The organism is Corallococcus sp. AS-1-6, assembly GCF_020037015.1.
In the GTDB taxonomy this organism is placed as follows: Bacteria; Myxococcota; Myxococcia; order Myxococcales; family Myxococcaceae; genus Corallococcus.
This window is the reverse complement of sequence record NZ_JAIQDE010000002.1, coordinates 52483-79123: the sequence shown is the minus strand read 5'-3', so window position 1 is coordinate 79123 and position 26641 is coordinate 52483. Positions and strand designations below refer to the sequence as shown.

Sequence of the window (26641 nt, the reverse complement as noted above, 5' to 3'; positions counted from 1 at the left end):
CACCGGCCCTCCTCCCGCCTATTCGTACATCAGACACACCTCACACCAACCATCGGAGGTGTTGCGCGGAGGCCAGTCCGTCACCGGCTTGCCTTCGTGGCGGGCCAGATGGTGCCTGAGGTGGTTGTCTACGGCCTGGGAGGCCTTTCCTTCCAGGCGCATCTCCAGCAAGAGGGAGAGGTCTTCATCCGTTCCTCGCCGGGAGAGCGCGTCGACCGCGTCACTCCTCCCGACTCCGTGCTGTGACTCCAACCCTTCCCGCTGGCCTTGCTGAACGAGCCCTGCGAGCGCGAGGCCGCGGACGCTGGGGTTCTCCGAGTGCGACAGGGAATGGAGTCGATCCACCCAGCCCGGCCCGCTTTCGCCCAGCGAGAGCAACGCGGACACCGCCAGAAACTGCATCCGCTCATCCGACTCGCGGAGCGCCGCCAGGAGCACGGGACGGTCCTCGGCCACTGGAGCGCGGGCCACGACGTTCATGAGGATTTGACGGAGAAGATCCGCATTGTCTGGGTATCGCCACGCGACGAGCCCCCAACGCGCGGCGGCGGCCGGATCCTTCTCTCGAAGCTGTTTGTACAGATCGAACCGAACGTCCGCAGCCATGTCGAAGTCACAGAGGCGCCGGTACAACACGCGCCGCCGGGCAACCTCCCACTCCCCCAGCAACTCCACGGCCCGCGCGAAGAACGTGGGGCGCGCCACGAGTTGATGCGGCACGGTGCACGCGACATTCGCTGCCTGCACGACACGGTCCAGACGGCGTAGCAGTTCCTCCTCTCCCCAATGCGCCAGAAGCGCATCGAGGGGGAGCAGGAGTCGCCTCGCGGCAAAATCATGGAAGGCCTTGGAGGCGTTCGCGAGCCGTACCACGTCCTCGTGGTGGCGGCCCTTCAGGCGCACCAGCAGGCGCTCCATCCGAGCTTCGCTCAGCCGCTCGCTCCATTCACGCAGCAGCCGCCAGGCGGCCGGGCGCGCACGCTGGACGAACGCCACGGTGACGTTGCACTCCTCGCCCTCGGAGAGGCCCTCATCCTGCGCCACCAGCAGGTGGCGGTCGCACTGGTACCACTGCTCGAAGAGCCACGCGTCCAACTCCGGAGGCTGCGGGACATGACACGGGTCACGGAGGTGACGGCTCCGCTCCAGGGGCGTCAGGTGGAGCAATGCCTCCTTCATGACGTCATCGAAGGACTCGAGCCTCGCGTAGTCGAAAAGCACGAGCAGGTCCGGGGCCAACGCCTCCCCCTGGCCGGGGCTTCCGCAGAGCTGGACGAACTCCTGCCCGGAGAGCGTCAGGCCGAACCTTGTCGCCACGCGCAGCGCGTTGACACGGATGCGATAGGGCTCGAGCGGGTCGAAGATCCACTTCCGGAGGAGGGGGAGCTGCTCACCGCTCCCGAAGATGTCGAGCAACGAGAGGCCGCGAAACCTCAAGTCGACGGACTCCCGGGGCGCTTCCCTCAGGAGGGCAACCAACTGCGCGGCGATGCGCTCGCGCGAGGACCACACCAGCCGGGGCTGCAGGGACAATTCAAACGCCGAGTTGGGACCGGCTGGCGAGACCGACCGCGAACGCGCGGGATGTGCCCCATGAATCTAGTGAAGGCATCCGCCCCGGGCAATCCAGAGTCCACCCGGACCTTTCTTCCCGGGCGCGACCTGATGTTGAGGCGTGCACACCCGCACGGGGTGTGCTGTCTTCTCGCGCCGAATGGCACAGCTCGTCTATCGCCGCTATGGCGGCTCGCTCCAGGTCGACATCCCTGACTTCAACACCCTCACCGAGGCGGTGAGGATCCCCGCGACCCAGTGGATGGCGCTCGCGTGCCCCATGGAGGGCATCGCGTGTGATCCGCGCTTCCTCACGCTGATGGACGCGGACGGCAACCGCCGCATCCGCGTGGAGGAGCTGCGCGCGGCGGTGGACTGGACGGCGGCGCGGCTGCAGGACCGCAAGGGCGCGGACGCGGGCAGCGACGTGCTGGAGCTGTCGGCGCTCTCCGAGACGGCCTCCAACCTCAGGGGCGCGGCGGAGCTGGTGCTGCGCACGCTCAACGCGCCGGACACCACGAAGCTGTCGCTGGAGCAGCTTCGCACCAGTGACAAGGCGCTGCGCGACGCGGGCAAGAACGGCGACGGCATCATCGCCCCGGCGTCGCTGCCGGAGCGGCTGCGGCCCCTGGCGCAGTCCATCATCGCGGCCTTCCCGCAGGTGACGAACCGCGCGGGCCTGGCGGGCGTGGACGTGGGCCTGGTGAAGCGCTTCCGCGAGGAGCGCGCGGCCCTGCTCGCGCACCTGGGCGGCAGGGACGGCGTGTTCACCTGGGGCGCGGCGAGCCTGGAGCAGGCGAAGCGCGTGCACGACGTGGCGCCGCTCCTGGACGGCTACTTCGTGCAGTGCCGGCTGGTGGCCGCGCAGCCGGAGGCCGCCGCCAGCCTGCGCCTGCGCGCGGACCGGGTGGAGGGCGCGCTGGGGGACCTGGGCGCCATGGGGAAGGCCGCGAACGAGCTGCCCATCGCGCCGCCGGACCCGAGCGGCGTGCTGGTGTGGGCGCGGCTGTACCGCGGCGCCGGCTACGAGAAGCTGGAGGCCTTCCACCAGGAGGTGGCGACGCCGCTGCTGGGCGACGGCGTGAAGCTGACGGACACGGCCTGGCGCGAGCTGTCCGCGAAGGCGGAAGCCATCCTCGGCTGGCAGGCGAAGCGGGACGCAAGCCCGCTGCACGCGGTGGCGGACACGCTGGGCGCCGTGTCGGACGAGGAGCTGGACGCGCTGGAGGCGGTGAGCCGCGAGGACCTGTCGCTCAAGCCCACGCTGGACGTCATCGCGGAGCTGGAGCGGCTGGTGCTGTACCAGCGCTGGCTGCTGCAGTTCGCCAACAACTTCATCAGCATGCCCAACCTGTACCTGCCCAAGCGGCGGGCGCTGATGGAGCGGGGCTCGCTCATCATGGCGGGGCGCAAGTACACGCTGTCCGTGCTGGTGACGGACCGCGCGGCGCACGCGGCGCTGACGGGGCAGGGGACCACCTGCATCCTCTACGTGAAGGTGCTGCCCCGCGACGCGGCGGACGCCTACGAGGTGGCGGTGCCCGTCACCGCCGGCCGCAGCACGGAGCTCGTCGTGGGCAAGCGCGGCGTGTTCTACGACGTGGACGGCAAGGAGAGCGACGCCATCGTCACGCAGGTCATCCGCCAGCCCGTGTCGCTCTGGGAGTCGATGACCATGCCGTTCATGCGCATCGGCGCGTTCATCACCAGCAAGGTGGAGGGGCTGGCCGCGTCCGGTGAGAAGGACTTCGATGCGTCGCTGGAGTCCGGCTACAAGCAGACGGTGACCGCGCCTCCGCCCCCGGCGGCGCCGGCCCCGGCGGGTGCTGCGCCCGCGGCGGCTCCGGCGGGGGGCGGCATCGCGGGCGTGCTCGCGGCGGGCGGCATCGCGTTCGCGGCGCTGGGCTCATCGCTGGCGTTCATCCTCACGCAGGTGAAGTCGCTCACGCTGGTGGACGTCATCACCGCGGCGACCATCCTGGCCATCGTGGTGATGGCGCCCGCGGGGCTGCTGGGGTGGCTGAAGCTGCGGCGGCGCAACCTGGCGCTGCTGCTGGAGGGCTCCGGCTGGGCGCTCAACGACCGGCTGATGCTCACGCGCGGCGTGGCGACGCTCATCACCCGCAGGCCCCGGCTGCCGGGCAACGCGCGCGTGGACCACGTGGACCTGGTGCGCGGGGCGCTGCGCCACACGCAGGGCGACGACGAGTCCGAGAGCATGTCGCTGGGCGCCCGCCTGGGGCTCACGCTGCTCATCCTCTTCGTGCTGGGCTGGCAGGTGCGCGTGCCCGTCACCGAGTGGCTGTGCACGTACCACTGGCTGTCCGAGGACGCCTGCCGCGTGCTGTTGCCCAAGCTGGTGCCGTCTGAGTTGCCGGGCGCGCCCGCGCCTTCTGGGGCGGCGCCCGCTCCGGCGCCCGCGAAGTAGGAAAGGGGGACAGGAATGGCCAGGCGCAACGGCGAAGTCGACCAGTTCATGGCGGAGCTCGAGCACCCGCTGAAGGCGGAGATCCAAGCCGTGCGCACGGCCATCCTGGACTCGGACGACAGCATCACCGAGCGCATCAAGTGGAAGGCCCCCAGCTTCGTGCACTCGGGGGATGACCGCGTGACGTTCCGCCTGGCCCCCAAGGGCATCTTCCAGGTCATCCTCCACCGGGGCGCGAAGGTGAAGGACGCGAAGGGCTTCGCCTTCGAGGACGACTCCGGACTGGTGGAGTGGCTGGCGAAGGACCGGGGCGTCGTGACGCTGCCGGACGCGAAGACGGTGAAGGCGAGGAAGGCCGCTCTCGTTAAGCTCGTGGGCCGCTGGATGAAAGCGACCGCGACCTGAGCGCCTGTCGCAGGGTGAGGGAGCGGACAGCCGCGCGGTTTTTGTGGGTCGCGGCCGGGCGGTCTTGTTAAACCCCCTCTCATGTTCCACGGCACCACCATCCTCTGTGTTCGCCGCGACGGGAAGGTCGTCATCGCGGGCGACGGCCAGGTCAGCCTCGACAAGACCATCATGAAGAACACCGCGCGCAAGGTGCGCAAGCTCGGCGAGGGCCAGGTGCTCGCCGGCTTCGCGGGCAGCACCGCGGACGCCTTCACGCTCTTCGAGCGCTTCGAGGCCAAGCTCAAGGAGCACCAGAAGAACCTGGCCCGCGCCTGCGTGGAGCTGGGCAAGGACTGGCGCACCGACCGCTTCCTCCGCCGCCTGGAGGCGCTGCTCATCGTCGCGGACAAGGAGAAGACCTTCATCCTGTCCGGCGCGGGCGACGTGATTGAACCGGACCACGGCATCGCCGCCGTGGGCAGCGGGGGCCATTACGCCCTGGCCGCCGCGCGCGCCCTCCAGGCGCACTCCAACCTGTCCGCCCGCGACATCTGCACGCAGGCCATGGCCATCGCCGCGGACATCTGCGTCTACACCAACGCCAACGTCTCCTACGAAGAGCTCTGAGAGGACCGCCCCGTGGCCGAATCGCGCAAGTTGTCCGCCTTCACGCCTCGCGAGGTCGTCAGCGAGCTGGACCGCTACATCGTCGGGCAGAACGACGCCAAGCGCGCCGTCGCCATCGCGCTGCGCAACCGGTGGCGCCGCCAGCAGGTGCCGGACGACCTGCGGGATGAGATCTACCCGAAGAACATCATCATGATCGGCCCCACCGGCGTGGGGAAGACGGAGATCGCCCGCCGCCTGGCGAAGCTGTCCCAGGCCCCCTTCGTCAAGGTGGAGGCCAGCAAGTTCACGGAAGTGGGCTACGTGGGCCGCGACGTCGAGTCGATGATCCGCGACCTGGTGGAGGCCGCCATCGCGCTGGTCCGCGAGGAGGAGACGGAGAAGGTCAAGCCGCGCGCGGAGGAACTGGCCGAGGACCGGCTGATGGAGCTCATCAAGAACGGCGGGCAGGCGCGCACGACGTCCTCTCCGCCGTTCGGCTTCGCGCCGCCGCCCACCCCCGCGCCCACGCCGCTGGGCGACAGCGAGCGGGAGAAGCTGCGCGCCCAGTTGCGCGCCGGCACGCTGGATGATCAGACCGTGGAGGTGGAGACCAGCGAGAGCTCCCCCACGTTCATGCGCAACTTCAGCGGCCAGGGCATGGAGGAGATCGGCGTCAACCTCCAGGACCTGTTCAAGAACATGCCGGGCATGAAGAACACCCGGAAGCGCAAGCTGCGCGTGCCGGAGGCGCTCCAGGTGCTGCGCGCGGAGGAGGCGCAGAAGCTGGTGGATCCGGACCGCGTCCAGCGCGAGGCCGTGGCGCGCGCCGAGTCCAGCGGCATCGTCTTCATCGACGAGATCGACAAGATCGCCAGCCGCGAGGGCGGCAAGGGCGGCGGGGGCCCGGACGTGTCGCGCGAGGGCGTGCAGCGCGACATCCTGCCCATCGTGGAGGGGTCCGCCGTCAACACCAAGTACGGCCAGGTGAAGACGGACCACATGCTCTTCATCGCCGCGGGCGCCTTCCACGTCTCCAAGCCGGCGGACCTCATCCCGGAGCTCCAGGGCCGCTTCCCCATCCGCGTGGAGCTGGAGCCGCTGTCCGGCGAGGACCTGGTGCGCATCCTGCGCGAGCCCAAGAACTCGCTCATGCGCCAGTACACCGCGCTGCTCGCCACCGAGGGCGTGCGCCTGTCCTTCACGGACGACGCGGTGGCGGAGGTCGCCCGCATCGCCCAGCAGGCCAACGAGCGCACGCAGAACATCGGCGCCCGGCGGCTGCACACCGTGCTGGAGCGCCTGCTGGACGAGGTGTCGTTCACCGCCAGCGAAATGGGCCCGCGCGACTTCCAGGTGGACGCTGGCTACGTGCGCGAGCGCCTGGCCGCCATCGTCCAGGACGAGGACCTGTCGCGCTACATCCTCTAGCGCGCTAGGGTCCGCGCGTCGTCACACCGCGTCATCAGGAAGAGAGAGGTACACCACCTTGCAAGCGCCGCCGTCCCCCGCATCCGCCCCTGGTAACGAGCCGCTCATCCAGAAGGCGAAGCAGCACCTGCTGCAGAACTACAAGCAGCAACCCATCGCCCTGGTCCGCGGGCAGGGCACGCGGGTCTGGGACGCGGACGGCAAGGCGTACCTGGACTGCATCGGCGGCATCGCGGTCTGCGCGCTGGGCCACTGCCACCCGGAGGTGGTCGCGGCGGCCAAGGCGCAACTGGACACGCTGTGGCACGTGTCCAACGTCTTCTACTCGCAGCCGCAGATCGACCTGGCCGCGCAGCTCACCGACTGGGCGGGCCTGCCGCGCGCGTTCTTCTGCAACTCCGGCGCGGAGGCCAACGAGGCCCTCATCAAGCTGACCCGCAAGGTGATGAAGGACCGGGGGCAGCCGGAGCGCTTCGAGATCCTCACCTTCGAGAAGAGCTTCCACGGCCGCACGCTGGCCACCGTCACCGCCACCGGCCAGCCGAAGTACCACGCCGGCTTCGAGCCGCTGCCCCAGGGCTTCCGGCACCTGCCGTTCGGCGACCTGGAGGCGGTGCGCCGCGCCGTGGGGCCGTCCACCGCCGCCATCCTGGTGGAGCCCATCCAGGGCGAGGGCGGTGTGCGCATGGCGCCCCCGGGCTTCTTCCAGGGCCTGCGCGCCCTCTGCGACGAGAAGGGCCTGCTGCTGCTCGTGGACGAGGTCCAGACGGGCATGGGCCGCACCGGCCAGCCCTTCGGCTTCATGCACCACGGCATCCGGCCGGACGCCATCAGCATCGCCAAGGCGCTGGGCAACGGGCTGCCCATGGGCGCCATGCTCTGCCGCGAGGAGCTGGCGGGCAGCCTCTCCGCGGGCACCCACGGCTCCACGTTCGGCGGCAACCTGGTGTCCGCCGCCGCGGGCAACGTGGTGCTGCGGCTGATGCGCGAGCCCGGCTTCCTGGCCGACGTGCAGGCCAAGGGGGAGCACTTCCTCGCCGGCGCGCGCGCGCTCCAGGCCGCGCTGCCGCAAGGCCGCATCCAGGCGGTGCGCGGGCAGGGGCTGCTGCTGGGCGTGGAGCTGGACCTGGAGGTCGCCCCCGTCATCGCGAAGCTGCGAGAAGCCGGTCTTCTGGTGAACTCCGCCGGGGAAGTCACGCTCCGCTTCGCCCCGCCCCTCATCATCACCCGGAACGAACTGGACGAAGCGCTGGGCATCCTCCAGCGTGTCCTCTCCACGCTGTAGAAGGGGAGCGGTTTCACGGTTCCGGGAGGTTTGACGCCCTGCTTCCCGGACACCTACACTTGGGGATTCGCCAGCCCGCGGAACTGACACCTTGAGCGCGCCCAACCCCATCGTCGGCCTGGGGGGCAGGACCGACCACATCGCCACGGTGCCCCACCTGGACCCGGCCCGTCTCCAGCTCAGCCCCGAGGAGGGCTCCGTGCTGGCGCTGGTGGGCCGCGTCGAACGCATCGACGCCGTGCTGTCCCGCTCCTCGCTGGGCGAGGCGCGCACCATCGCCGTGCTGCTGGCCCTGCGCGCCAAGGGCGCCATCGTGCCCGCCCGGGTGGTGAAACTCGCCGCGCCCGCCGCCCCGGCGGTGGACGCCGCCATGGCGGAGGAGGTGGACCTGGAGCCCGACCAGAAGCGCGACATCATCGAGATGGAGCGCTCGCTGGACGGGATGGACCACCACGCGGTGCTGGGCGTGGCCCGGGGCGCCAGCCCCCAGGAGGTGAAGCAGGCGTATTACAACGCCTCCCGCCGCTTCCACCCGGACCGCTACTTCGGCAAGAACCTGGGCAGCTTCCGCGCCCGGCTGGAGCGCATCTTCAAGCGCCTCACGGACGCCCACAACGCCCTCAGCCGCCAGGAGCCGCCGCGCGCGCCCGCGACGCCGCCCCCGGCCGCGCGCCCCTCCACGCCGCCTCCGGTCGCGCGCACGGTGTCCAGCGGCGGCTTCGCGGCGGTGTCGCCCTCCGCCGCCCCGGGTGCACGGCCTCCCTCGGGGTCGTTCGCCACGGTGCCGCCCGCCGCCGCCCCGCCCCCGGAGGACGCGGAGTCGGAGGCCCGCCGCGCAGAGCGCCAGGCCCGCTTCGCGCGCCACCCGTACATGGCGCGCAGCCACAAGCTCACGGAGCTCATCGCCCGGGGCAGGGCGGCCACCGCGCGCGGGGACTTCGAGCGGGCCTACCAGGACTTCAACCACGTGCTGGGCCTGGACCCGAAGAACCGCGAGGTCGCCCAACTGCTGGTGGAGGCGCGCCGCAAGCACGACCTGACGCGCGCGCAGGCGGAGGTGGAGCGGGGCCAGGAGCTGGAGATGCGCGGCGACTTCGCGGGCGCGCAGGCCGCGTACAAGCTGGCCGTGTCGCTCAACGCGGACAACCCGGAGGCGGCCTTCCAGGCGGCGCGCGTGGGGCGGGAGCTGGCGCAGGACCCGCAGGAGGTGCTGAAGCTCGCGCAGCGCGCGGTGGAGCTGAAGCCGGGGCGCGCGGACTACCAGCTCCTGCTGGCCCAGTTGCTCCTGGTGGCGGGGCAGAAGAAGCAGGCCAAGCACCACTTCGAGGATGTCTTGCGCCTGGACCCCGACAACGCCGACGCTCGCGCCGGCCTCAAGAAGCTGCGCTGGACGTTCACGTGATGAGGTGCATGCGTCCCCATGGCTGCTGAGCCCGAACCGCTGATTGGCATCGACCTGGGGACGACGAACAGCCTCGTCGCCACGGTGCAGGACGGTCAGCCCATCATCATCAAGAACCGCACCGGCCAGCCCCTCACGCCGTCCGTGGTGGCGGTGTCGAAGAACGGCAAGCGGCTGGTGGGCGGCATCGCCAAGCGGCAGGCCATCACCAACCCGCAGGAGACGGTGTCCGCGGCCAAGCGCCTCATCGGCCGCAAGTTCTCCTCGCACCCGGTGCAGGACGCGCTGCGCGCGCTCACGTACCAGGTGGTGTGCGGCGCGCACGACGACGTGCGCATCCGGCTGGCGGGCCGCGACCTCGCCGTGCCGGAGGTCAGCGCCATGATCCTGGCGGAGCTGAAGGCGGACGCGGAGGCGCACTTCGGCCGGCCCGTCACCCAGGCCGTCATCACCGTGCCGGCCTACTTCAACGACGGGCAGCGCCAGGCCACCAAGGACGCGGGCCGCATCGCGGGGCTGGACGTCCTGCGCATCATCAACGAGCCCACCGCGGCGGCGCTGGCCTACGGCTTCGGCCGCACGGTGAACGGGAAGATCGCCGTGCTGGACCTGGGCGGCGGCACCTTCGACGTGTCGGTGCTGGAGATCAACAACGGCATCTTCGACGTGGTGGCCACTGGCGGTGACACCTTCCTCGGCGGCGAGGACTGGGACCACCGCATCATCGAGTGGATGGTGTTCGGCTTCGCCAAGGAGCACGGCATCGACCTGCGCAAGGACCGCATGGCGCTGCAGCGGCTGAAGGACGCCGCGGAGAAGGCGAAGGTGGAGCTGTCCTCGGTGAAGGAGACGCAGGTGCACCTGCCCTTCATCTGCACGCCGCCGGGCGGAGGCGCCGCGCTGCACCTGCAGTCCTCGCTCACCCGCGAGAAGCTGGAGGAGCTCACGGCGGACCTGGGCGAGCGCCTGGTGGGCATCACCTCGGAGGTGCTGGGCGAGGCGAAGGTGCGCCCCTCGGACCTGAAGGAGGTCATCCTGGTGGGGGGCATGTCGCGCATGCCCCGCATCGTGGAGCAGGTGCGCCAGTACTTCCGCCGCGAGCCGTGCAAGGGCGTGCACGCGGAGGAGGTGGTCGCCCTGGGCGCCGCCATCCAGGCGCACGCGCTGGTGGGCCACGAGAGCGAGCTGCTGCTCCTGGACGTCACCCCGCAGAGCATGGGCGTGGCCATCGCGGGCGGCTACGTGCGGCGGCTGATTCCGCGCAACACCACCGTGCCCACGTCCGCCACGGAGGTGTTCGCCACCTCCAAGGACTTCCAGCGCACGGTGAAGATCATGGTGCTCCAGGGCGAGCACGAGCTCGCGCACCACAACGAGCTGCTGGGCGAGTTCCTCCTCACCGGCCTGCGCGAGGCGCCGCGCGGGCAGGTGGAGATCGAGGTGACGTTCGACATCAACGCGGAGGGCATCGTGTCCGTGTCCGCGCGCGACCGTGACACGGGCCTGCGCCAGTCCATCACCGTCACCGCGTCCAGCGGCCTGACGGAGGACGAGCTGCGCCGCATCATGGACGAGCAGCGCGACTGGCTGGTGGCGGCGCGCAACACGGAGGAGCTGAAGTCCAAGCGCGTGGAGCTGGACATCCTGGCGCGCGACCTGGTGGACGCGCTCTCCCGCGTGCGGCTCATGCCCGGGGCGGGAGGCCTGCCGCCGGACGTCGTCGCCCGCGCGGAGGCCGCCCTGGACTCCGCGCGGCAGGCGCGCGGCGCGGACGACGTGGGCGTGCTCACCCGGGCCTGCGAGGCCCTGTCCCAGAGCCTGCCGCTGCTGCGCTCGGCGGGCTCGCGCGGGACGCCGGGGAGGTAGCCGATGAACGCGCTCCGGGCCAAGGCGCTGGTCGAAGCCGGGTTGCTGCTGCGGCTGAGCGGCGACCTGGCGGGCGCGGAGAAGCTGTTCGCCCGGGCCCTGGAGCTGGACCCGGCCAACGCGCGCGCGCGCCGGCTGCTGGGGCGGGACGGCCTGGCGGAGCACGGCGGGGACACCGGGTGGAACCTGACGGGCCCGGATCAGGAGGCGGACTGGGGCGCCTGGGCCGGCCCCTCCGAGCCCGGCCCGGTGGTGGCCCCCTTGCGTGAGTCCGTGAGCCTGCCCGAGGGCACGGGCATGCGCGGCGACGCGCTGGACCTCATCGCGGAGGCGCACCGCACGCAGGAGTTCGGGCTGCCGGACACCTTCGCGCCGGTGGGCGGGCTGCCGGAGGGCTCGGAGGTGGAGAGCCTGCTGCGGGGCGCGGAGGACCTGCTGGCGCTGGATGACCACTCCGGCGCGGTGGAGCTGCTGCGCCGGGCCCAGTCCCTGGCGCCGGAGAACCCGCGCGTGGAGGCGCTGCGCGACCGCAGCGAGCGCATCCTGGTGTCCATGCTGGAGGCGCGGCTGGGAGACCTGCACCGCATGCCGCGCGTGCGGCTGCAGCCGGATGACATCATCTGGCTCAACCTGGACCACCGCGCGGGCTTCGTGCTGGCGCAGATTGACGGCGCGGTGAGCTTCGATGACCTCTTCGCGCTGTCCGGCATGTCGCGCCTGGACACCGCGCGCATCCTCGCGCAGTTGCTCGACGAGGGCATCATCGCCCCCGGCGAGTAGCCGCGCGCGGCCGCTTCGTCACGCGGGGCGGATGACGGCCGTCCACACGCCGCGCACCACGGGCTCGCCCTTCGCGTCGCGCGTCTCCGTGGTGACGACGAGGAAGTCCATCCCGGCCTTGCGGTACAGCTCGGAGATGTGGCCCGTGGTGGTGAGCACGTCCCCGGGGCGCATCACGCCCAGGAACTCCAGCTCCTGCTCACCGTGCACCAGCCGCACGCGGTCCACGCCCAGCTCCGGATCCGCGATGGCGGCGCTGAAGGGGCGGATGGCGAACACCACCGCGAAGCTGGGGAAGGCGATGACGTCGCCGTACGGGCCCGCCTGGGCCGCCTCCTGCGAGTAGAGCAGGGGGCTGACGTGCGCGGGGGGCTCGCCGAAGGTGCCCGCGGAGGGCACGGAGCCGCCGAGGATGAGGGAGAACTCGCGCAGCTTCTCCCGGCCAATCTCATAGGTGAAGGGGCCGTACGCACGGCCGACGAACTTGGGGTCCAGGGCCATGGCTATCCGAGCGAGGTTTCGACGACGGCGCCCCGGAGGACGGGCTCGCCGCGCTGGTTGGTGGCGGAGACTTCCGTGGTGAGCCGGCCCTCCGTGATGGCGGTGACGCGGCCCTGGAAGGTGACGGTGTCCTCCGGCAGCACCGGCCGGGAGAAGCGCACCTTCACCCGGCGCACCAGCCCCGGGTCTCCCACGAAGACGGCCACGGCCTCCACCGCCCAGCCCAGCGTGCAGAGCCCCTGGAGGATGACGCCGTTGAAGCCGGCCTGCCGGCCCACCTCCGGGTCGATGTGGATGGGGTTGTAGTCCCCGGAAGCGCCCGCGTAATACACCGGCCGCAGCCGGTCGCACTGGCGGACGTGCGTGAAGGTGTCTCCCACCTGGAACGTGCGTGCCATGAGGCGCGGGAGCCTACCGCATCCTCCGTCCCCGGACGCCTGACGGAAATGAAGAAGGGGCGGCCCCCACGCTTCGTGAGGACCGCCCCCGTGTCACTTCAGGGCTTCAGCCGCGGCGCCGGCCTAGGCCTTGCGACGGCGCGCGAGCGCCATCGCCGCGAACAGCGCCATCAGCGGCGCCATGCCGCCAGCGGAGCCGCCCGTGGAGGAGCAGCCACCGCCGTCGTCGGCCTTCGGCACGTTCACCGTGATGTTGGCGGTGCTGGTGGCACCCGCCGCGTCCTTCACCGTCACCTTGAAGGTGTAGTTCTCCAGCGTCTTCTTCGCCGGCGGGGTGAAGCTGGCCTCGGCGGAGTTGGCGCCGGTCAGCGTCACGGACGGGCCACCCGTCTGCTCCCAGGCGTAGGTCAGCGGCTCGTTGTCCGGATCCGTGGACGTGGAGGCGTCGATCTTCACCAGCTCACCGCCGCGCACGCCCGAGATGACCCGGACCTTGGCGACCGGCGCCTGGTTCACCTGCTTCACGTTGACCGTGTAGACGTACGGGCCCGAGGCGGCGCCGTCCACGTCCGTCACCGTCAGGCTGAAGGCCACGGCCGTGTCGGCCTGGACCTGCGGCGCGGTGAACGCCAACTGCGCCGTGCCCGCGCCCGTGGTCTGCACCGTGGGGCCGCCGACCTGCGCCCAGACGTAGGTGAGCGCGTCACCGTCCGGATCCGTGATGCCGGAAGCGTCCAGCACCACGTTGCTGCCCTCGTCCGCGTCGACGGAGGCCGGAGCCTGGCCCACCGGGTGGCGGTTGGCCTTGCGCACCGTCACGTTGACCAGGTCGGACACCGACACTCCGCCCGAGGACACCGTGAGCTTGAAGGTGAGCTCGGTGGGGGCGCTGACGTCCGGCGCCGTGAAGGTCGCCGTCGCCGTGTCCGCACCCGTCAGCGTCACCTGCGTGCCGCCCGTCTGCTCCCACAGGTAGGTCACCGCCGTGCCGTCCGCGTCCGAGCCGGAGCCGGTCAGCGTCACCGTGGAGCGGGCATCCGCGTCGAAGTCCGCGCCGGCGTTGGCCACCGGCTCACGGTCCACGTTCTTCACGTTCACGGCGACCGACTTGGTGGACTTCGCGCCAGCGCTGTCCGTCACGGTGACCGTGAAGGTGAACTGCGTGTCCGCCGTCACTTCCGGCGCCGTGAACGTCGCCTTCGCCTTGGTGGCGTTGGCCAGCGTCACCTTGGGCGAGGCGGGGAGCGTCTGGACCCAGGCGTACGTCAGCGTGTTCGCGTGAATCACATCCGCGTCCGTGGAGCCCGAGGCGTCCAGCGTCACGTTGGTGTCACCCTCGTTCACCGTGGCCGGCGCGGTGGCCGCGGCCACCGGGGGCTGGTTCACGTTGACGACCTGGATGTCCACCGTCTTCGGGGCGCTCGCCTTGCCGGCCGCGTCGGTGACGACGAGCTGGAAGGAGAGGATGTCCGTGTAGTCCACGTCCGCCACGAAGCTCGGGGTCGCGGTGTCCGCGCCGGTCAGGGAGACCGGCGTGGCGCCACCGACCTGCGTCCAGTTGTAGGTGAGCGTCTCGCCCGCGGCGGCATCCGGGTCGAAGCTGCCCGTGCCGTTCAGGGTGATGGTGGCGCGGTTGAGGACGCCGTTGACGAGCGTGCCCTCCGCCACCGCCGCCGTGCCCACGCGCGACGGACCCGCGTTGGCCACCGGCGGCACGTTGCACGCGCCCGTGGAGGCCGCCTGATCCGCCTGGCCGGAGAACACCGCCGAGGCGCCCTCGAACGTCACGTCATCCACGTCCAGGCCGTAACCGCCCACGGCCACGTCACCGCCGATGCGGAAGCGGAAGCGGACGTTCTTGAGCTCCAGGTCGGGGAAGAAGGTCCCGAAGTTGATGCTCGCGGTCTTGAACGCCGGGAAGCCCGTGCTCACCCGCGCCATCGCGGCGCGGTCCTCGAGCGGGTTGCCGCCGCCCGCGGCGATGTAGTCCACGTAGCCCGGATCCGCGTCCACCACCGGGTACAGATCCCACGGGTCGATCCAGTCGATGCCGTCGACCGTGAACTCGAGCACCGCGCCGTCGTAGGAGGCGTTGGAGTCGAACTCGAAGGAGTGGCGGTACTTGTAGCTGATGATGAAGTCCGCCGCGTCGTCCACCTTCAGCCAGGGGCTGGTGATGGTCGTCTCCGCCGCCGTGCCCGGGTCGTTGCCGTGCGCGTAGCGGTTGGCCGGCGAGCCGGACAGCGTCCAGTCACCGGAGGAGGACAGGTTCTGCGACACCGTCCACCCGCGCAGGCCGGACTCGAACGTCTCCGTGTTGCTGGTGGTGGGGACGTGGTCGTAGTTGACGCGCGGGTCGAACGTCACCGTCTTCGCCGCCGCCGGGATCTCGTTGGTGTCGAAGACCACCTTGATGCCGGCGCGCGCGGGCGAGCCGGAGACCGCGGTGACGTTGACGGGCACGGTGATCGTCGCCGAGGCGCCGCGGGACAGGGCGGGGACGTTGATCGCCGCGCCGTTCGGGAACTCCAGCGTCGCCGTGGTGCTGGTGCTGCTGACGGTGCCGGAGAAGGCGCTCAGCCCGTTGCCGCCCACGTTGCGCACGGTGATCTTCAGCTCACCCTGCTCACCGATGTCGAGGATGCCGTCCTGGTCGCAGCCGCCCGCGCTGTCCGCCAGCGTGATGCTGGTGACCTCCAGGTTGCCGGCCGAGGCGAAGCTCTCCGTCACGCCGATGTGGTCGAACGCGTCGCGGTCCGGCGACTTGGCGCCGAAGCCGAGGCCGCGCTTGGCGAAGGCCGCCACGAAGCGCTGGTAGTCCGCCGGGTCGCTCGCGAGCGCCACGGCCAGCACCGCGTCACGCGCTTCCGTGAAGGTCGGCGCGTTCGGCGTCGCCTTGTAGGAGGCGACGAGGTACCGCTTCATGCGGTCCTGCGCCTCCTGGAACGGGTGCGCGTTCAGCAGGCTCGTGTAGCACTCCCACAGCGCCGTGGCCCACACCTCACCGCTGTTGTGGACCTCGCTGTTGTTGGCGGTGCTCGCCGTCGCCAGCTCGTTGGGCAGGGTCGTGAAGTTGGCGATGTGGCGGAACGTGTAGCCGTTCTTGCTCATGTCCGTCGTGTAGGGCAGGCGACGGATGCCGTAGTAGTAGCCCTGGTTCTTGCCACCGCTCGTGACGTAGCCGGCGGTGCTGTAGACGCCCTGCCAGTTGTTGTTGCCCGCCTTGGTCCGGTCGGACTCACGCACCTGCATCAGCATGGCGTGGAAGTCGCCCCAGCCCTCGCCCATGGAGCGGCCCTGGTTGTTGCTCAGGCCCGCGGCGTTACCGACGAGGCGGTTGCTGATGTAGTGACCCCACTCGTGCGCGATGATGCCGTTGTCGAGCGTACCGTCGCGGTCCTGGTCCGGCGCGCGCAGGAAGTGCACGGCCACCGGCTCGGTGGCCGCCGCCGCCTTCCACGCGGTGCCCGCGGCCTGGGTGATCATCAGGGACGGCGTGTTGATCTTCGCGTCATCCGTGCCGTTGCCGCCCATGCTGATGGTGCTGCCGGCGGCGTTGTTCGCGATGACCGTGGCGATGGCGCCCGCGTTCTGCGCGTTGAGCGACTTGATGACGAAGTTGCACGTCCCGCGGTCGATGAGGGCGATCTTCCCGGTGAAGTAGCCCGGGTCGAACGCGGCGCAGCCGTCCTTGTTGGTCTCCGGGACCTTGATCTCACCCGTGACGTCGTACGCCTGCTTGCCGTAGCTGGCGGAGCCGGCCTCGTAGATGCCGGCCAGCGCCGCGGGCGCGGTGACGGACAGCTCGGGCGTGCCGTCGAACACGTACATCTGCATGCGCGGGGACGCACCGTCCGCCGGCGTGCTCATGTTCGCGTTGTTGCGGCCGCCGTAGTCCTGCGCCTGGGCCTGGAGGGGGTCGCCCTCCACGCCGCCACGGCCGAAGTTGAACGACTGGGCGTTGCCCGCGGCCTCGTCGAAGCCGGCGTCGTAGAACCAGTCGTGCAGGAAGTTGTTCACGTAGAACAGGTTCACCACCGAGGCCTTGATCTGCTCGGTGCTGGTGCCCGGGGCCTTGGTCGTGTCGTAGACGTACGAGAAGGTGTTGTCGCTCGTCGTCTCCGCGCGGGTGTCGCGGGTTCCGGGCTGGAAGCCGTCCGGCGCGTTCAGGTCCGCGTACGCGTCCACGTTGTTACCCGTGGTCTGCGTGGCGTTGGCTGGCAGCCAGGGGTCGTTCTTGCTGTAGGGGCTGTTGGCCAGGGTGATGTCGTTCGCCGGGCGGTTCAGCGGGGCCTGGTAGCCGTCGCGCGTGCCCGTGGGGTGCGGGGTCGCGTCGTTGCCCTGGGGACCGTCTTCCGGGATGAACGGGGACGCCGTGTCCGCCCAGACCTTGTACGTGAAGGCCGTGCCGGCGTCCGCGGACAGGTCGTTGCGGAAGAGCACCTGGCCGGTGGCGGCGGAGATGACGTAGCCGAAGTACTGGCTGGAGCGCGCGGCCTTGGGGCCGGCGTTCACTTCCACGTACCAGGCCGGCTCCAGGTTGCCGGCCAGCATGAAGAACACCTGCCGGGCGCGGGCCGGGGTGGCCAGGTCCTGCGGCAGCGCGGACTTCGCGCCGGGGGCCAGCTCGAAGAAGGTGTCGTCACCGCGCGTGCCCGCGTTGATGAACGAGGTGGCCTGCGTGCCGGAGCCCGTCAGGTCCTTGAACGCGCCGGACACCGCGTCCGCGGCGCCCAGGTTGAAGCCGGCGCGCGCCTTGGTGCGGGCGGACAGCGCCAGCTCGGACGGGGCCAGGTAGCCGCTCACGGCCACCAGGCGCAGGTCCTGGCCCATGATGACCTTGATCTCGTTGCGGAAGACGGGGATGCCGCCCACCGACTGGTTGAAGGTCGCGACGATGGCGCCCTTGCCGGTGTTGTGCACCGAGCGCAGGTTCGCGCCCGCGACATCCTCACGCGTCAGGCGGTAGTTGTCCGCCACGGTCTGCAGGTGCGCGCGCGCCGCGCCCTCCACCGTCATGCCGGAGCGGATGACGGACTTGGACTGCGCGCCGTCCTGCGTGGCCCACGCGAACGTCGGCACGCCGAGCCGCTGCTCGGACTGCTCGATGCGAAGCCCGCGGGACACCGCCGTGTTCGAATCCACGGCGAGAGAGCGGGAGTCCCGCTGCTCCAGGAACGCGTCGTAGTTCGACCGCTCCTTGGCCCACGCGCTGGTACCCGCGATGGGCACCAGCAGCAGGCTGGTCAACAGCTTTTCCCTGAGACGCATGCGCCTTCCTTCTTGGGGGTATGTACTGCCGGACGAGGGGACTGCGAGAGACGACGACTGCAAGAGGAGAGGTCCGCCGGGGGAGGCGGACCGCCCCGCTACGGATGGCGGACCGTGGATGGACGACAGCCCGATAGGAAACGCTGCCCAACGCCACAGGTCGCATGGGCGACGTGCGCGGGGACTTCAGCGTGCGAAGGCGGGACGCGCGAGGCGACCAGGGCGGGTGCGAAGCGCTGCGACTGGCCGGACAGCCCGGGCGCCACACCCGAACCCGGGGCGGCCCATCCGAATCGACTGTCAACGGTCACCGGCAAGCGCTGCTCTCCAACCCACTCTTCCAGGCGCGGTTGTCTTCACCGCGCCGGATTCAGTGGGAGCGCATGCTAACCAGGACACTGTTTCGTTGAAAAGAGGGGGGCCCCTGCAACTTTGCGTTAGCAACCCAGTAACAATTGTCAGTCTGGAATAAGCCGTAGCGACCAGGCATGCGTGGCCATGACACAGGTGCCGCGCCGCACCTTGCGTGCGGGCGGAAACCCTGTTCAGCGGCGCGAGCGCGGCGCCGGCGCGCCTTCCTCCGAAGAGGGCAGTGGGCCGTGGTCCAGCGGGTCCTCGACCTCCGCGCCCTCCTTGCGCTGCTTGTACTGTTCGCGCACGTAGGCGACGAGCTGATCCAGGTACGTCGACAGCGGCGGGCAGCGCACGCCGGTGCCGTCGAGCAGCTCCAGCGTGTTGTGGCAGTTGTAGATGGCCAGGTGGTTCACGTAGCTGATGGCGGCGCGCTGGGGCCGGGCCAGCTTCTCCAGCACGGGCAGCCGCAGCATCACGTCCGCGGCGCGCGCGGACAGGTTGAAGCGCGGCAGCCGCTTGTGGGCCTTCTCCGCGATGAGCTCGTACACGCGCCGCGCGCTCATGGGGTTGGGGTCCACCAGGTGGAAGGTGCGCCCCTTCGCCCTTTCATCGCGCGACAGCCGCCACACCGCCTCCACCACGAAGTCCACCGGGACGACGTTGAGCGGCGCCACGCCGTTGCCCGGCAGGGGCAGCGGCACCACCAGCGGGGACGTGACGAGCAGGATGCCCAGGTAGTAGGGGCCCTCGAAGCGGTCGATCTCCCCCGTGCGCGAGTCGCCCACCACGCTGGACGGGCGGAAGATGGTGACGGGGAGGGTGGCGGAGGCGCGCTGCACCAGCCGCTCCGCCTGGAACTTCGTCTCCTCGTAGGCGTTGCGGAAGGACTGGCCCCGGTCCAGCTCGTCCTCGGCGATGACGCCCACGCGGTCGCCGGACACGTAGCAGGTGGAGAAGTGGTTGAAGCGGGAGAGGTTCTCGCAGTCTCGCGCCAGCTCCAGCAGGTTGCGCGTGCCGTCCACGTTCACGCGCCACGCGGTCTCCTTGGGCACGCCCAACTGGGAGACGGCGGCCAGGTGGAAGATGTCCGTCACCCGCTCGCACAGGCGCTGGTACTCCTCGCCGGACAGGCCCAGGTGCATGTCCACCGCGTCACCGGTGAGCAGCTCCACGCGCGCGCCCTTCACCTTCGCCGCGAGCGCCTGTGCCTCCTTGAAGGCCTTGGGCTGCACGAGCGCGTAGATGTGCCCTTTCGGGTCCTCCCGCGCGATGTGCTCCACCAGCCGCTTGCCGATGAAGCCCGGGTAGCCGGTGATGAAGTAGGTGCCAGGGACCTGCCGCGTCTTCGACGTCTCGCTCATGCGCGGCGCAGCATAACCGCCCGTCAGCCGTGCGCGAGCATCGCCCGCCACACCGCTTCCACCTGTGGACGGGTGGCCTCCGGCGCGCCGCTGTTGTCGATGACCCACGTCGCGTGGGCGCGCTTGTCGTCCAGCGGCATCTGCGCCCCGAGCCGCGCCTCCGCCTGGTCCGCGGAGAGCCCGTCGCGCGCCATCAGCCGCGCCTTCTGCACGTCCCGGGGCACCCACACCACGGCCACGCCCTCCATCGCCTGGTGCAGGCCCGTTTCGATGAGCAGCGGCACGTCGTACACGGCGTGGGTGACGCCTTCGGCCTCCAGCGCCTGGAGCTTCTGGAGGAAGAGGGCGCGCACCTCCGGGTGCACGATGGCGTTGAGGGCGGCCCGCTCCCCGGGGTCCGCGAAGATGTGCGCGCCCAGCTTCACCCGGTCCAGGCGGCCGTCCGGGCCCACCACGCCGGGGAAGCGCTCGTCGATGCGCCTCAGGCCGGGCGTGCCGGGCTCCACCACCTCGCGGGCGAGCACGTCCGCGTCCAGCACGCGCGCGCCCAGCTCCCGCAGCATCCGGCTCACCGTGCTCTTGCCGGAGGCGATGCCGCCCGTCAGGCCGAAGACGTGCACGGCTACTTCGCGGCCTTGGGCGTGGTGAAGACGAAGGACTGCACCGTCTTGCCGTCCTCGTTGAAGAAGATGGCCACGCCCAGCTTCACGTAGAGGAAGTAGGTGCGGAAGTCGTCCGTCAGCTTGCGCAGGTAGCAGGGCGTGGCGGGCATGGCGCCGGCCGGGCAGGCGGGGCCGTAGCTGTTCTCGATGGTGTCCTTCTCGATGACGGGCCCGGGGAACACGTCGATGCGCTCCACCAACTGGGTGGCCGGGTCCACCTTGAACTGGGCCTGGGTGGTGCCCTTGATGGCCTCCTTGGAGAAGTAGGCCAGGATCTCCTTGCCGTCCTGGCTCATGGTCCGGGACGGCTCCCCGAACTTCTTCACCACGTCCTCCTTCTTGGAGGACCCGGGCTCGATGCCCTGCCACGGCTTGGCGGAGGCGGGCAGGCAGAAGGCAAGGACGGCGACGGCGCACAGGACGGCAATCACGGGGGTCCGCATCTCGACTCCTCCCTAGCGGATCAGGCAGGCGCGCCTCAAGGTCCGTTACCTCAAGCCACGCGCCTGTCCACCCGGTATTCAATCACGAACGAGACGCCTTGCCCCCTCCAGGGGCCTCTGCTACGTGCACAAGGCATGTCTCCTCGTGCCTTCCGGGTCTTTTCCGCCCTCCTGCTCGCCCTCGGTGGCGGCCTCGCCGGCGCCGCGGACTTCACGGGCCCCGATAGCTGCAAGGGTTGCCACCCGGAGGCATACGACGCGTGGATGAAGTCCAAGCACGCCCGTGCGACGGAGACGCTGGCGGACAGCCAGAAGAAGGACGCGCGCTGCCTGTCCTGCCACGCGCCGGACCAGGCGGAGCAGCAGCTTTCGGCCGTCACCTGCGAGACGTGCCACGGCGGCGGGCAGTACTACTCGCCGTCCTACGTGATGAAGGACCCGGAGCTGGCGCGGCTGGTGGGTCTGGTGGACCCGTCGGAGAAGCAGTGCCGCACCTGCCATGACGCGTCCTCGCCGTCCCTGCGCCCGTTCGACTTCAAGGAAGCGCTGAAGGCCATCGACCACTGGTCCGCCGAACGCGCCCGCAAGCAGACCCGCGCGGACGCGGCCCCCTCCACGCCGGCTCCGGCCACGGCGAAGAAGTAAGTGACCCCCGCTTGATCAAGATCCTCGACTCCCGCTTCGTCACCACCGCCGTGGAGCTCAAGGGGCTGCCCACGGACCACGCCGCGGAGGTGGCCTTCGTCGGCCGCTCCAACGTCGGCAAGTCGTCCATGATCAACGCCCTGACGAACCGGCGGAAGCTGGTGCGCGTGTCCAACACGCCGGGGCGCACCCGGACGCTCAACTTCTTCGACGTGGACCTGGACCGCGACGGCGTGCGCCACACGGTGCGCCTGGCGGACCTGCCCGGCTACGGCTTCGCCAGGGCGAGCAAGGCGGACAAGGCCCAGTGGCAGGAGATGATCACCACCTACCTCAAGAACCGGCACCGGTTGGAGGTGGTGGTGAGCATCATCGACGCGGAGGTGGGGCCCTCGCCGGAGGACCTGCAGACGCTGGACTACCTCCAGGAGCACAACCGCCGCATCCTCGTGGTGGCCACCAAGGTGGACCGGCTGACGAAGGCGCAGCGCAAGCCCCGGCTGCACAAGCTGGCGGAGCAGTTGGAACTGCCCCGCGAGGCGGTCATCCCGTTCTCCTCCACGGAGAAGCTGGGCGTGGAGGAGGTGTGGGGCACGCTGCTGGACACCTTCGGCAAGGCCACCCGCGTCTGAGGCTGCCGGGGGCGGGCGCGCTGTGGTAGCACCCCCGCCGTGTCCCAGAACGGCAAGACGAACGGTGGTGTTTCGCCCCTCGCTCCCCGCGAGGAGCGTCAGCGGTTGATGCGCCTGTCCCCGCGCCAGCGGGTGGCGGCGCTCTATGACGCGGAGGACACGGCCGCGCTGGTGCGCTCGCTGCCCGCGGAGGACCTCTACGTCACCATCCAGGAGGTGGGGCTGGCGGACACGACGGAGCTCGTGCAGCTCGCGTCGCCCGCGCAGTTCCGCACCTTCGTGGACCTGGGCGGCTGGGCGAAGGACAAGCTGGACCCGCACGCCGTCCTCACCTGGCTGCGCGCCGCGCGCGGCGACGAGCAGGAGGACTTCCTGCGCAAGGTGCACGCGGTGGATCTGGAGGTGGTGGAGACGCTCCTCAAGGAGTTCACCGTCGTCCACGACCTGGAGGAGAACCCGGACGTCAACCCGCAGGGCGTGACGCTGGAGACCCCGGAGGGCCGCTACCTGGTGGAGCTGAAGGTGGAGGGCGTGGAGATGTCCGCCATGCGCGCGCTCCTCAACGATCTCATCGCGGAGAACCCCTTCGAGGCGGTGCGCCTCTTCGAAGCGGTGCGCTGGGAGATTCCCTCCGAGCTGGAGGAGACCGCGTTCCAGTTCCGCCGCGCGCGCCTGGCCGACCTGGGCTTCCCGTCGCTGGAGGACGCGCTCGCGCTCTTCAGCCGCGTGGACGTGCCGCCGCGTCCCACCGGGCCCGGGACGCCCGCGCTCACCGCCACGGGCGGCCACGTGGACTACCTGGAGGCGGCCTTCCGGGACCTGTCCGACGTGGAGCGGATGAACGCGGAGGACGAGCTGCGGGAGGTGGCCAACGCGGTGCTCGTCGCGGAGCTGGGCGACCCGGGCGACCTGGAGGCCGTGCGCCGCGTGGGCGAGTGGGTGCGCGACTACCTGTCGCTGGGCCTGGAGCACCTGACGGGCGGCGACCCCGCGAAGGCGCCGGAGGCGCTGCGGGACACGCCCCTGCGCCGCGTCTTCCAGGTGGGCTTCACGCTGACGCTCCAGCTCAAGTACCGCGCGGACCGCCTCTTCAAGGCGCCCTTCGTGAAGCTGGACGACGTGCCGCTGGTGCTCCCGGAGGAGGCCGCCGCGCTGGAGGCCCTGCGGCGCAAGCGCCCCCGGCGGGCGCTGCGCGTCCCGGGCGCGGAAGCCGTCCCGTTCCGTTCGCTGCGGGAGGTGGCCGCCTCGGAAGGACTGCTCGCGCGGGCGGAGGCACAGGTGGCGGCGCTGGGCGCGCTCCTGGGCGGCTCCGAGGACGCGGCGCACACCGTGCTGGCGCGCTTCGGCGTGTCGCTGGACGTGCTGGGCGTGGAGCGGCTGTGGGCGGCCGTGGTGGGCATGGCCGTGCTGGAGGAGCGCGTGGACGTGCGGCCCGTGCCGCTGGGGCGCACGGTGGAGCTGGGCCAGCGCCTGTTCGAAGGCACCCCGGAGGCGCCTCGCCTGCGCGTGAGCGCGGCGGAGCGCGCGGTGGCGGCGCTGTCGCCCGAGGTGCCGGAGGCCGCGCGTGAAGAGCTGCGTCGGGTGGTGAACGTCACGCTGGCGCGCCTGCTCTTGGAGCTGGGCCCGGCGTGGCTGCGCGAGGGGCGCCTGGATCTGATCGCCTCCGCGGTGCTACCGATGGAGAGCGCCCCGGTCCCGTAGCTTTTTCAGCCTTGCCCGGCCCGCCGGTCGGGGGCGGGCTCGCAACCGCCCGAAGATACAGGCCTCCCGCGTTGCCATCTTCTGGCACGCGCGCTGCTTTGCCCCTCGCCCGCTAGCTGTGTGCGAACCGTGGTTCGCACGCGGCCAACGGAAATCCACGAGGGCCAGGGGCACGCGTGTGACGGGACGAGCGACCGACAGCGAAGGGGTGGCGTACATGGGACCGGGCGCGGTGGAGCAGCGTCGCGACGTACTGGCTTTCTACATGCTCGCGGGGTTCGCGGCGGTGATGTACGCGGTGCCGGGTGAGTGGATCCCCGCGCTGGAGCCGCTGCGGCTCGCGCTGCTGACCTCGGGGCTCGGCGCGGGCCTGATGGTGATGCGCCGCATCGGCAAGGCGGAGCCCCTCTTCTTCGACGGCGCGCGGGGCATCGCGCTGCTGGCGTTCTCGTCGCTGGCGTTCTGCTCGGTGGCGTGGAGCGTGAACCCGGAGGTGACGCGCTTCCAGGGCGTGGAGCTCTTGAAGCTCACGGCCATCTACCTGACGCTCGTCAACGTCATCACCACGCCCAAGCGGCTGGCGGTGGTGGCCGGCGCCATGGTGCTGGGCGCCATCGTGACGTCCATTGGCGTCATCAACTGGTACATCGTCGGCGAGAACATGGTGGAGGGCTTCCGCTCGCGCTGGGTCGGCGTGTACGCGGACCCCAACCACATGGCCATGAACATGGTGCTGGTGGTGCCGCTCGCGGTGGCGTTCCTCGCGCGCAAGAGCACCCCGTGGGTGTTCCGCCTGCTGTGCGCGGTGTCCGCCGTGCTGGCGGTCATCGCCATCGTGCTGTCGCACTCGCGCGGCGGCTTCATCGGCCTGTCCGTGGCGATGGCCATGTGGGCCATCCGTGAGAAGCGCCGCATGCAGGCCATCGTGCTGGGCACGGTGTTCGTCGCGGGCCTGGCGGTGTTCGCGCCCAAGAGCTTCTGGCAGCGCAACGAGACGGTGGCGGCGTTCCACGAGGACGCGTCCGCCATGGGCCGCGTCTACGCGTGGCAGGTGGCCAGCCGCATGAGCCTGGACAAGCCGCTGCTCGGCGTGGGCGCGGGCGGCTTCCGCTACGCCTGGTTCCAGTACGCGCCGCCGGAGGCGCACCGCGCCTACGTGGCGCACAACATCTTCCTCGACGTCATCGGCGAGCTCGGGTGGATTGGCCTCCTGTGCTTCCTGGTGTTCTCGGGGGGAGCCGTGGGCGGGGCCGCGGCCGCGTCGGCGGACCCGGAGATGGGGTGGCTGGCACGCGCCTTACTGGCGTCGGTTGCGGGCTACCTCGTGTGTGACTTGTTCTCGGGCTACATCCTGTCCGCGCACTGCTACGTGCTCTTCGGCCTGGCCGCGAGCGCGCACCGCATCGCGCAGGCACGGGAGCGAGCCCTGGCGGTGGGGAGGCAACCGGCGATGACGACGGCGCCGGTGGCCACGTGGGAGGGGTCTGGGCATGCGGCGTGAGGATGCGCGGATGGGGCAGGAGCCCCTTCGCCTGGTGCAGTTCACCCGGTCGTTCCACATTGGCGGCACCGAAGTGCAGGTGCTGGAGCTGCTGCGAGGCCTGCCCTCCAGCTACCGGTTGCAGGTGTCGGTGTTGGAGGACGCCGGGCCCTTGATGGGGTCGGTCTGGAAGCTGGGGCACGCGCCGGAGGTGTTCTCCCTCAAGGGCTCGCTCGTGCAGCCCAACACGCTCGTGCAGATCCACCGGATGGCCCGCTGGCTCAAGCAGCACCGGGTCCAACTGGTGCACGTGCATGACTTCTACTCCAGCATCCTCGCGGTGCCGGCCGCGAAGCTCGCGGGCGCGAAGGTCATCGTCGGCCGGTTGGACCTGTCCCACTGGCAGGGCAAGGCCCGCCGCCTGCTGCACGCGCGGATGACGCGCATGGCGGATCACGTCATCGCCAACGCGGAGGCCATCCGCCAGCTTCTCATCCACGAGGAGGGGCTGCCCGAGTCACGCATCTCCGTCATCCACAACGGCCTGGACCTCCAGCGCTTCGACGCGAGGGCGGCGGAGGGGCTCAAGGACGCGCTGCCCGACACCGGCGGCGTGCCCACGGTCATCCACGTGGCCAACATGAACCACCCCGTGAAGCGGCAGGAGGACGTGCTGCTCGCGCTTGCCATGCTGCGTCATGAGGGGACGAAGCTGAACGCGTGGTTCGTGGGGGACGGGCCTCGCCGGCCGGGGCTGGAGAAGATGGCGCACGAGCTGGGGGTGGCGGACGGGGTGCACTTCCTCAAGCACCGCACGGACGTGCCGGCCCTCTACGGCCAGGCCACCTTCGGCGTCCTGTGCTCCACGGCGGAGGGCATGTCCAACGCGGTGATGGAGGGCATGGCGGCGGGGCTGCCCATGGTGGTGACCCGCGTGGGCGGCAATCCGGATCTCATCCGGGACGGCGAGCGGGGCCTGGTGGTGGAGCCGGAGCGGCCCGCCCAGTTGGCCCAGGCCTTCCGCCGGCTGCTGGCCAACCCCCAGGAGGCCCGGAAGCTCGGCAAGGCCGCCCGGGGCTTCGTCGCCCGCGAGCTGTCCCTGGAGAAGATGGTGGCCCGGCATGACGCGCTGTACCGCCAGGTGGCAGGACTGCCTCCGGGCTGAAACCGCCCTCCAGGGCCGGGAAATGTCAGACCGGTGCGGATAATCCACGCCCGTCCTCAGCAATTGGGGGCGGGCGCGTTCGTAGGGATGGGGAGGCGGCTTTCCCATGACGCCCTGCGTGTGCGCAGGTTATAGATGGGAATAGCTCGATTTTCGTGGAGATTGGTGGGCGAGGCGTGGTAATGGCGCCTCGGGCGTTGCCGGAAGCGGCAAGCGTGCTCACCCTGGGTGTGGCGGATCAGGCGGGTGCAGGAATCACCGCGGGTACGCAGGGGTTTTGAAGGAAGCG

Annotated in this window: 20 protein-coding genes; 13 read left to right on the top strand and 7 right to left on the bottom strand. The window is 70.6% G+C overall.

Annotation, left to right across the window (positions count from 1 at the left end):
- Nucleotides 1–18 precede the first annotated feature (18 nt).
- Nucleotides 19–1416 carry a HEAT repeat domain-containing protein gene (locus K8612_RS03185; protein WP_223761218.1) on the bottom strand — a complete coding sequence of 466 codons (1398 nt, stop codon included), beginning with the start codon at nt 1414–1416 and terminating at the stop codon, nt 19–21.
- A gap of 298 nt (nt 1417–1714) precedes the next feature.
- On the opposite strand from K8612_RS03185, the gene K8612_RS03180 reads away from it, so the two are divergent.
- The 8 genes from K8612_RS03180 to K8612_RS03145 all read left to right on the top strand — a co-directional run bounded on the left by K8612_RS03180 (nt 1715) and on the right by K8612_RS03145 (nt 11739).
- Nucleotides 1715–3982: a kinesin gene (locus K8612_RS03180; protein ID WP_223761217.1), complete on the top strand. Its 2268-nt coding sequence runs from the start codon at nt 1715–1717 to the stop codon at nt 3980–3982.
- A gap of 15 nt (nt 3983–3997) precedes the next feature.
- Complete coding sequence (locus tag K8612_RS03175; protein ID WP_223761216.1) at nt 3998–4387, top strand: DUF1801 domain-containing protein; 390 nt, start codon at nt 3998–4000, stop codon at nt 4385–4387.
- Between the two features lie 81 nt (nt 4388–4468).
- The gene (hslV, locus tag K8612_RS03170; protein WP_014397838.1) at nt 4469–4996 is read left to right on the top strand and encodes an ATP-dependent protease subunit HslV; all 528 of its coding nucleotides are present in this window, start codon (nt 4469–4471) and stop codon (nt 4994–4996) included.
- A gap of 12 nt (nt 4997–5008) precedes the next feature.
- Entirely contained in the window at nt 5009–6406 is a 1398-nt protein-coding gene (gene hslU, locus K8612_RS03165; protein WP_223742223.1) for an ATP-dependent protease ATPase subunit HslU, read from the top strand.
- Nucleotides 6407–6464: 58 nt separating this feature from the next.
- The gene (locus K8612_RS03160) at nt 6465–7691 is read left to right on the top strand and encodes an aspartate aminotransferase family protein (protein ID WP_223761215.1); all 1227 of its coding nucleotides are present in this window, start codon (nt 6465–6467) and stop codon (nt 7689–7691) included.
- 91 nt (nt 7692–7782) lie between these two features.
- Nucleotides 7783–9093 (top strand): tetratricopeptide repeat protein, encoded by a 1311-nt coding sequence (locus K8612_RS03155; protein ID WP_223761214.1) that lies wholly within the window; start codon nt 7783–7785, stop codon nt 9091–9093.
- Between the two features lie 18 nt (nt 9094–9111).
- Nucleotides 9112–10959: a molecular chaperone DnaK gene (dnaK, locus tag K8612_RS03150; protein WP_223761213.1), complete on the top strand. Its 1848-nt coding sequence runs from the start codon at nt 9112–9114 to the stop codon at nt 10957–10959.
- A gap of 3 nt (nt 10960–10962) precedes the next feature.
- Nucleotides 10963–11739 carry a tetratricopeptide repeat protein gene (locus K8612_RS03145; protein WP_223742219.1) on the top strand — a complete coding sequence of 259 codons (777 nt, stop codon included), beginning with the start codon at nt 10963–10965 and terminating at the stop codon, nt 11737–11739.
- An 18-nt stretch (nt 11740–11757) separates the two neighbouring features.
- On the opposite strand, the gene K8612_RS03140 is transcribed toward K8612_RS03145, so the two are convergent.
- The 6 genes from K8612_RS03140 to K8612_RS03115 all read right to left on the bottom strand — a co-directional run bounded on the left by K8612_RS03140 (nt 11758) and on the right by K8612_RS03115 (nt 20729).
- Nucleotides 11758–12240 carry a MaoC family dehydratase N-terminal domain-containing protein gene (locus K8612_RS03140; protein ID WP_223761212.1) on the bottom strand — a complete coding sequence of 161 codons (483 nt, stop codon included), beginning with the start codon at nt 12238–12240 and terminating at the stop codon, nt 11758–11760.
- 2 nt (nt 12241–12242) lie between these two features.
- Nucleotides 12243–12638 carry a MaoC/PaaZ C-terminal domain-containing protein gene (locus K8612_RS03135; RefSeq protein WP_223761211.1) on the bottom strand — a complete coding sequence of 132 codons (396 nt, stop codon included), beginning with the start codon at nt 12636–12638 and terminating at the stop codon, nt 12243–12245.
- Nucleotides 12639–12761: 123 nt separating this feature from the next.
- Entirely contained in the window at nt 12762–17909 is a 5148-nt protein-coding gene (locus K8612_RS03130) for a myxosortase-dependent M36 family metallopeptidase (RefSeq protein ID WP_223761210.1), read from the bottom strand.
- A gap of 545 nt (nt 17910–18454) precedes the next feature.
- A complete protein-coding gene (locus tag K8612_RS03125) occupies nt 18455–19624 on the bottom strand; it encodes an SDR family oxidoreductase (protein WP_223761209.1) in 1170 nt (389 codons plus the stop codon).
- 23 nt (nt 19625–19647) lie between these two features.
- Nucleotides 19648–20244, bottom strand: coding sequence for a dephospho-CoA kinase (coaE, locus tag K8612_RS03120; protein ID WP_223742214.1), 597 nt, complete (start codon nt 20242–20244; stop codon nt 19648–19650).
- Nucleotides 20245–20246: 2 nt separating this feature from the next.
- Complete coding sequence (locus K8612_RS03115; protein ID WP_223742213.1) at nt 20247–20729, bottom strand: hypothetical protein; 483 nt, start codon at nt 20727–20729, stop codon at nt 20247–20249.
- A gap of 135 nt (nt 20730–20864) precedes the next feature.
- Here K8612_RS03115 and K8612_RS03110 point away from each other — a divergent pair, with 135 nt between their 5' ends.
- The 5 genes from K8612_RS03110 (at nt 20865) to K8612_RS03090 (ending at nt 26352) form a co-directional block, all read left to right on the top strand.
- Nucleotides 20865–21374 (top strand): cytochrome c family protein, encoded by a 510-nt coding sequence (locus tag K8612_RS03110; protein WP_223742212.1) that lies wholly within the window; start codon nt 20865–20867, stop codon nt 21372–21374.
- Nucleotides 21375–21385: 11 nt separating this feature from the next.
- Nucleotides 21386–22006 (top strand): ribosome biogenesis GTP-binding protein YihA/YsxC, encoded by a 621-nt coding sequence (yihA, locus tag K8612_RS03105; protein WP_223742211.1) that lies wholly within the window; start codon nt 21386–21388, stop codon nt 22004–22006.
- Nucleotides 22007–22045: 39 nt separating this feature from the next.
- Entirely contained in the window at nt 22046–23707 is a 1662-nt protein-coding gene (locus K8612_RS03100; protein WP_223761208.1) for a DUF6178 family protein, read from the top strand.
- 217 nt (nt 23708–23924) lie between these two features.
- Nucleotides 23925–25208, top strand: a complete 1284-nt coding sequence (locus K8612_RS03095; protein ID WP_223742299.1) for an O-antigen ligase — start codon at nt 23925–23927, stop codon at nt 25206–25208.
- Nucleotides 25198–26352: a glycosyltransferase gene (locus tag K8612_RS03090; protein ID WP_223742209.1), complete on the top strand. Its 1155-nt coding sequence runs from the start codon at nt 25198–25200 to the stop codon at nt 26350–26352. Before K8612_RS03095 ends, K8612_RS03090 begins: the two co-directional genes overlap by 11 nt.
- Nucleotides 26353–26641: the final 289 nt, after the last annotated feature.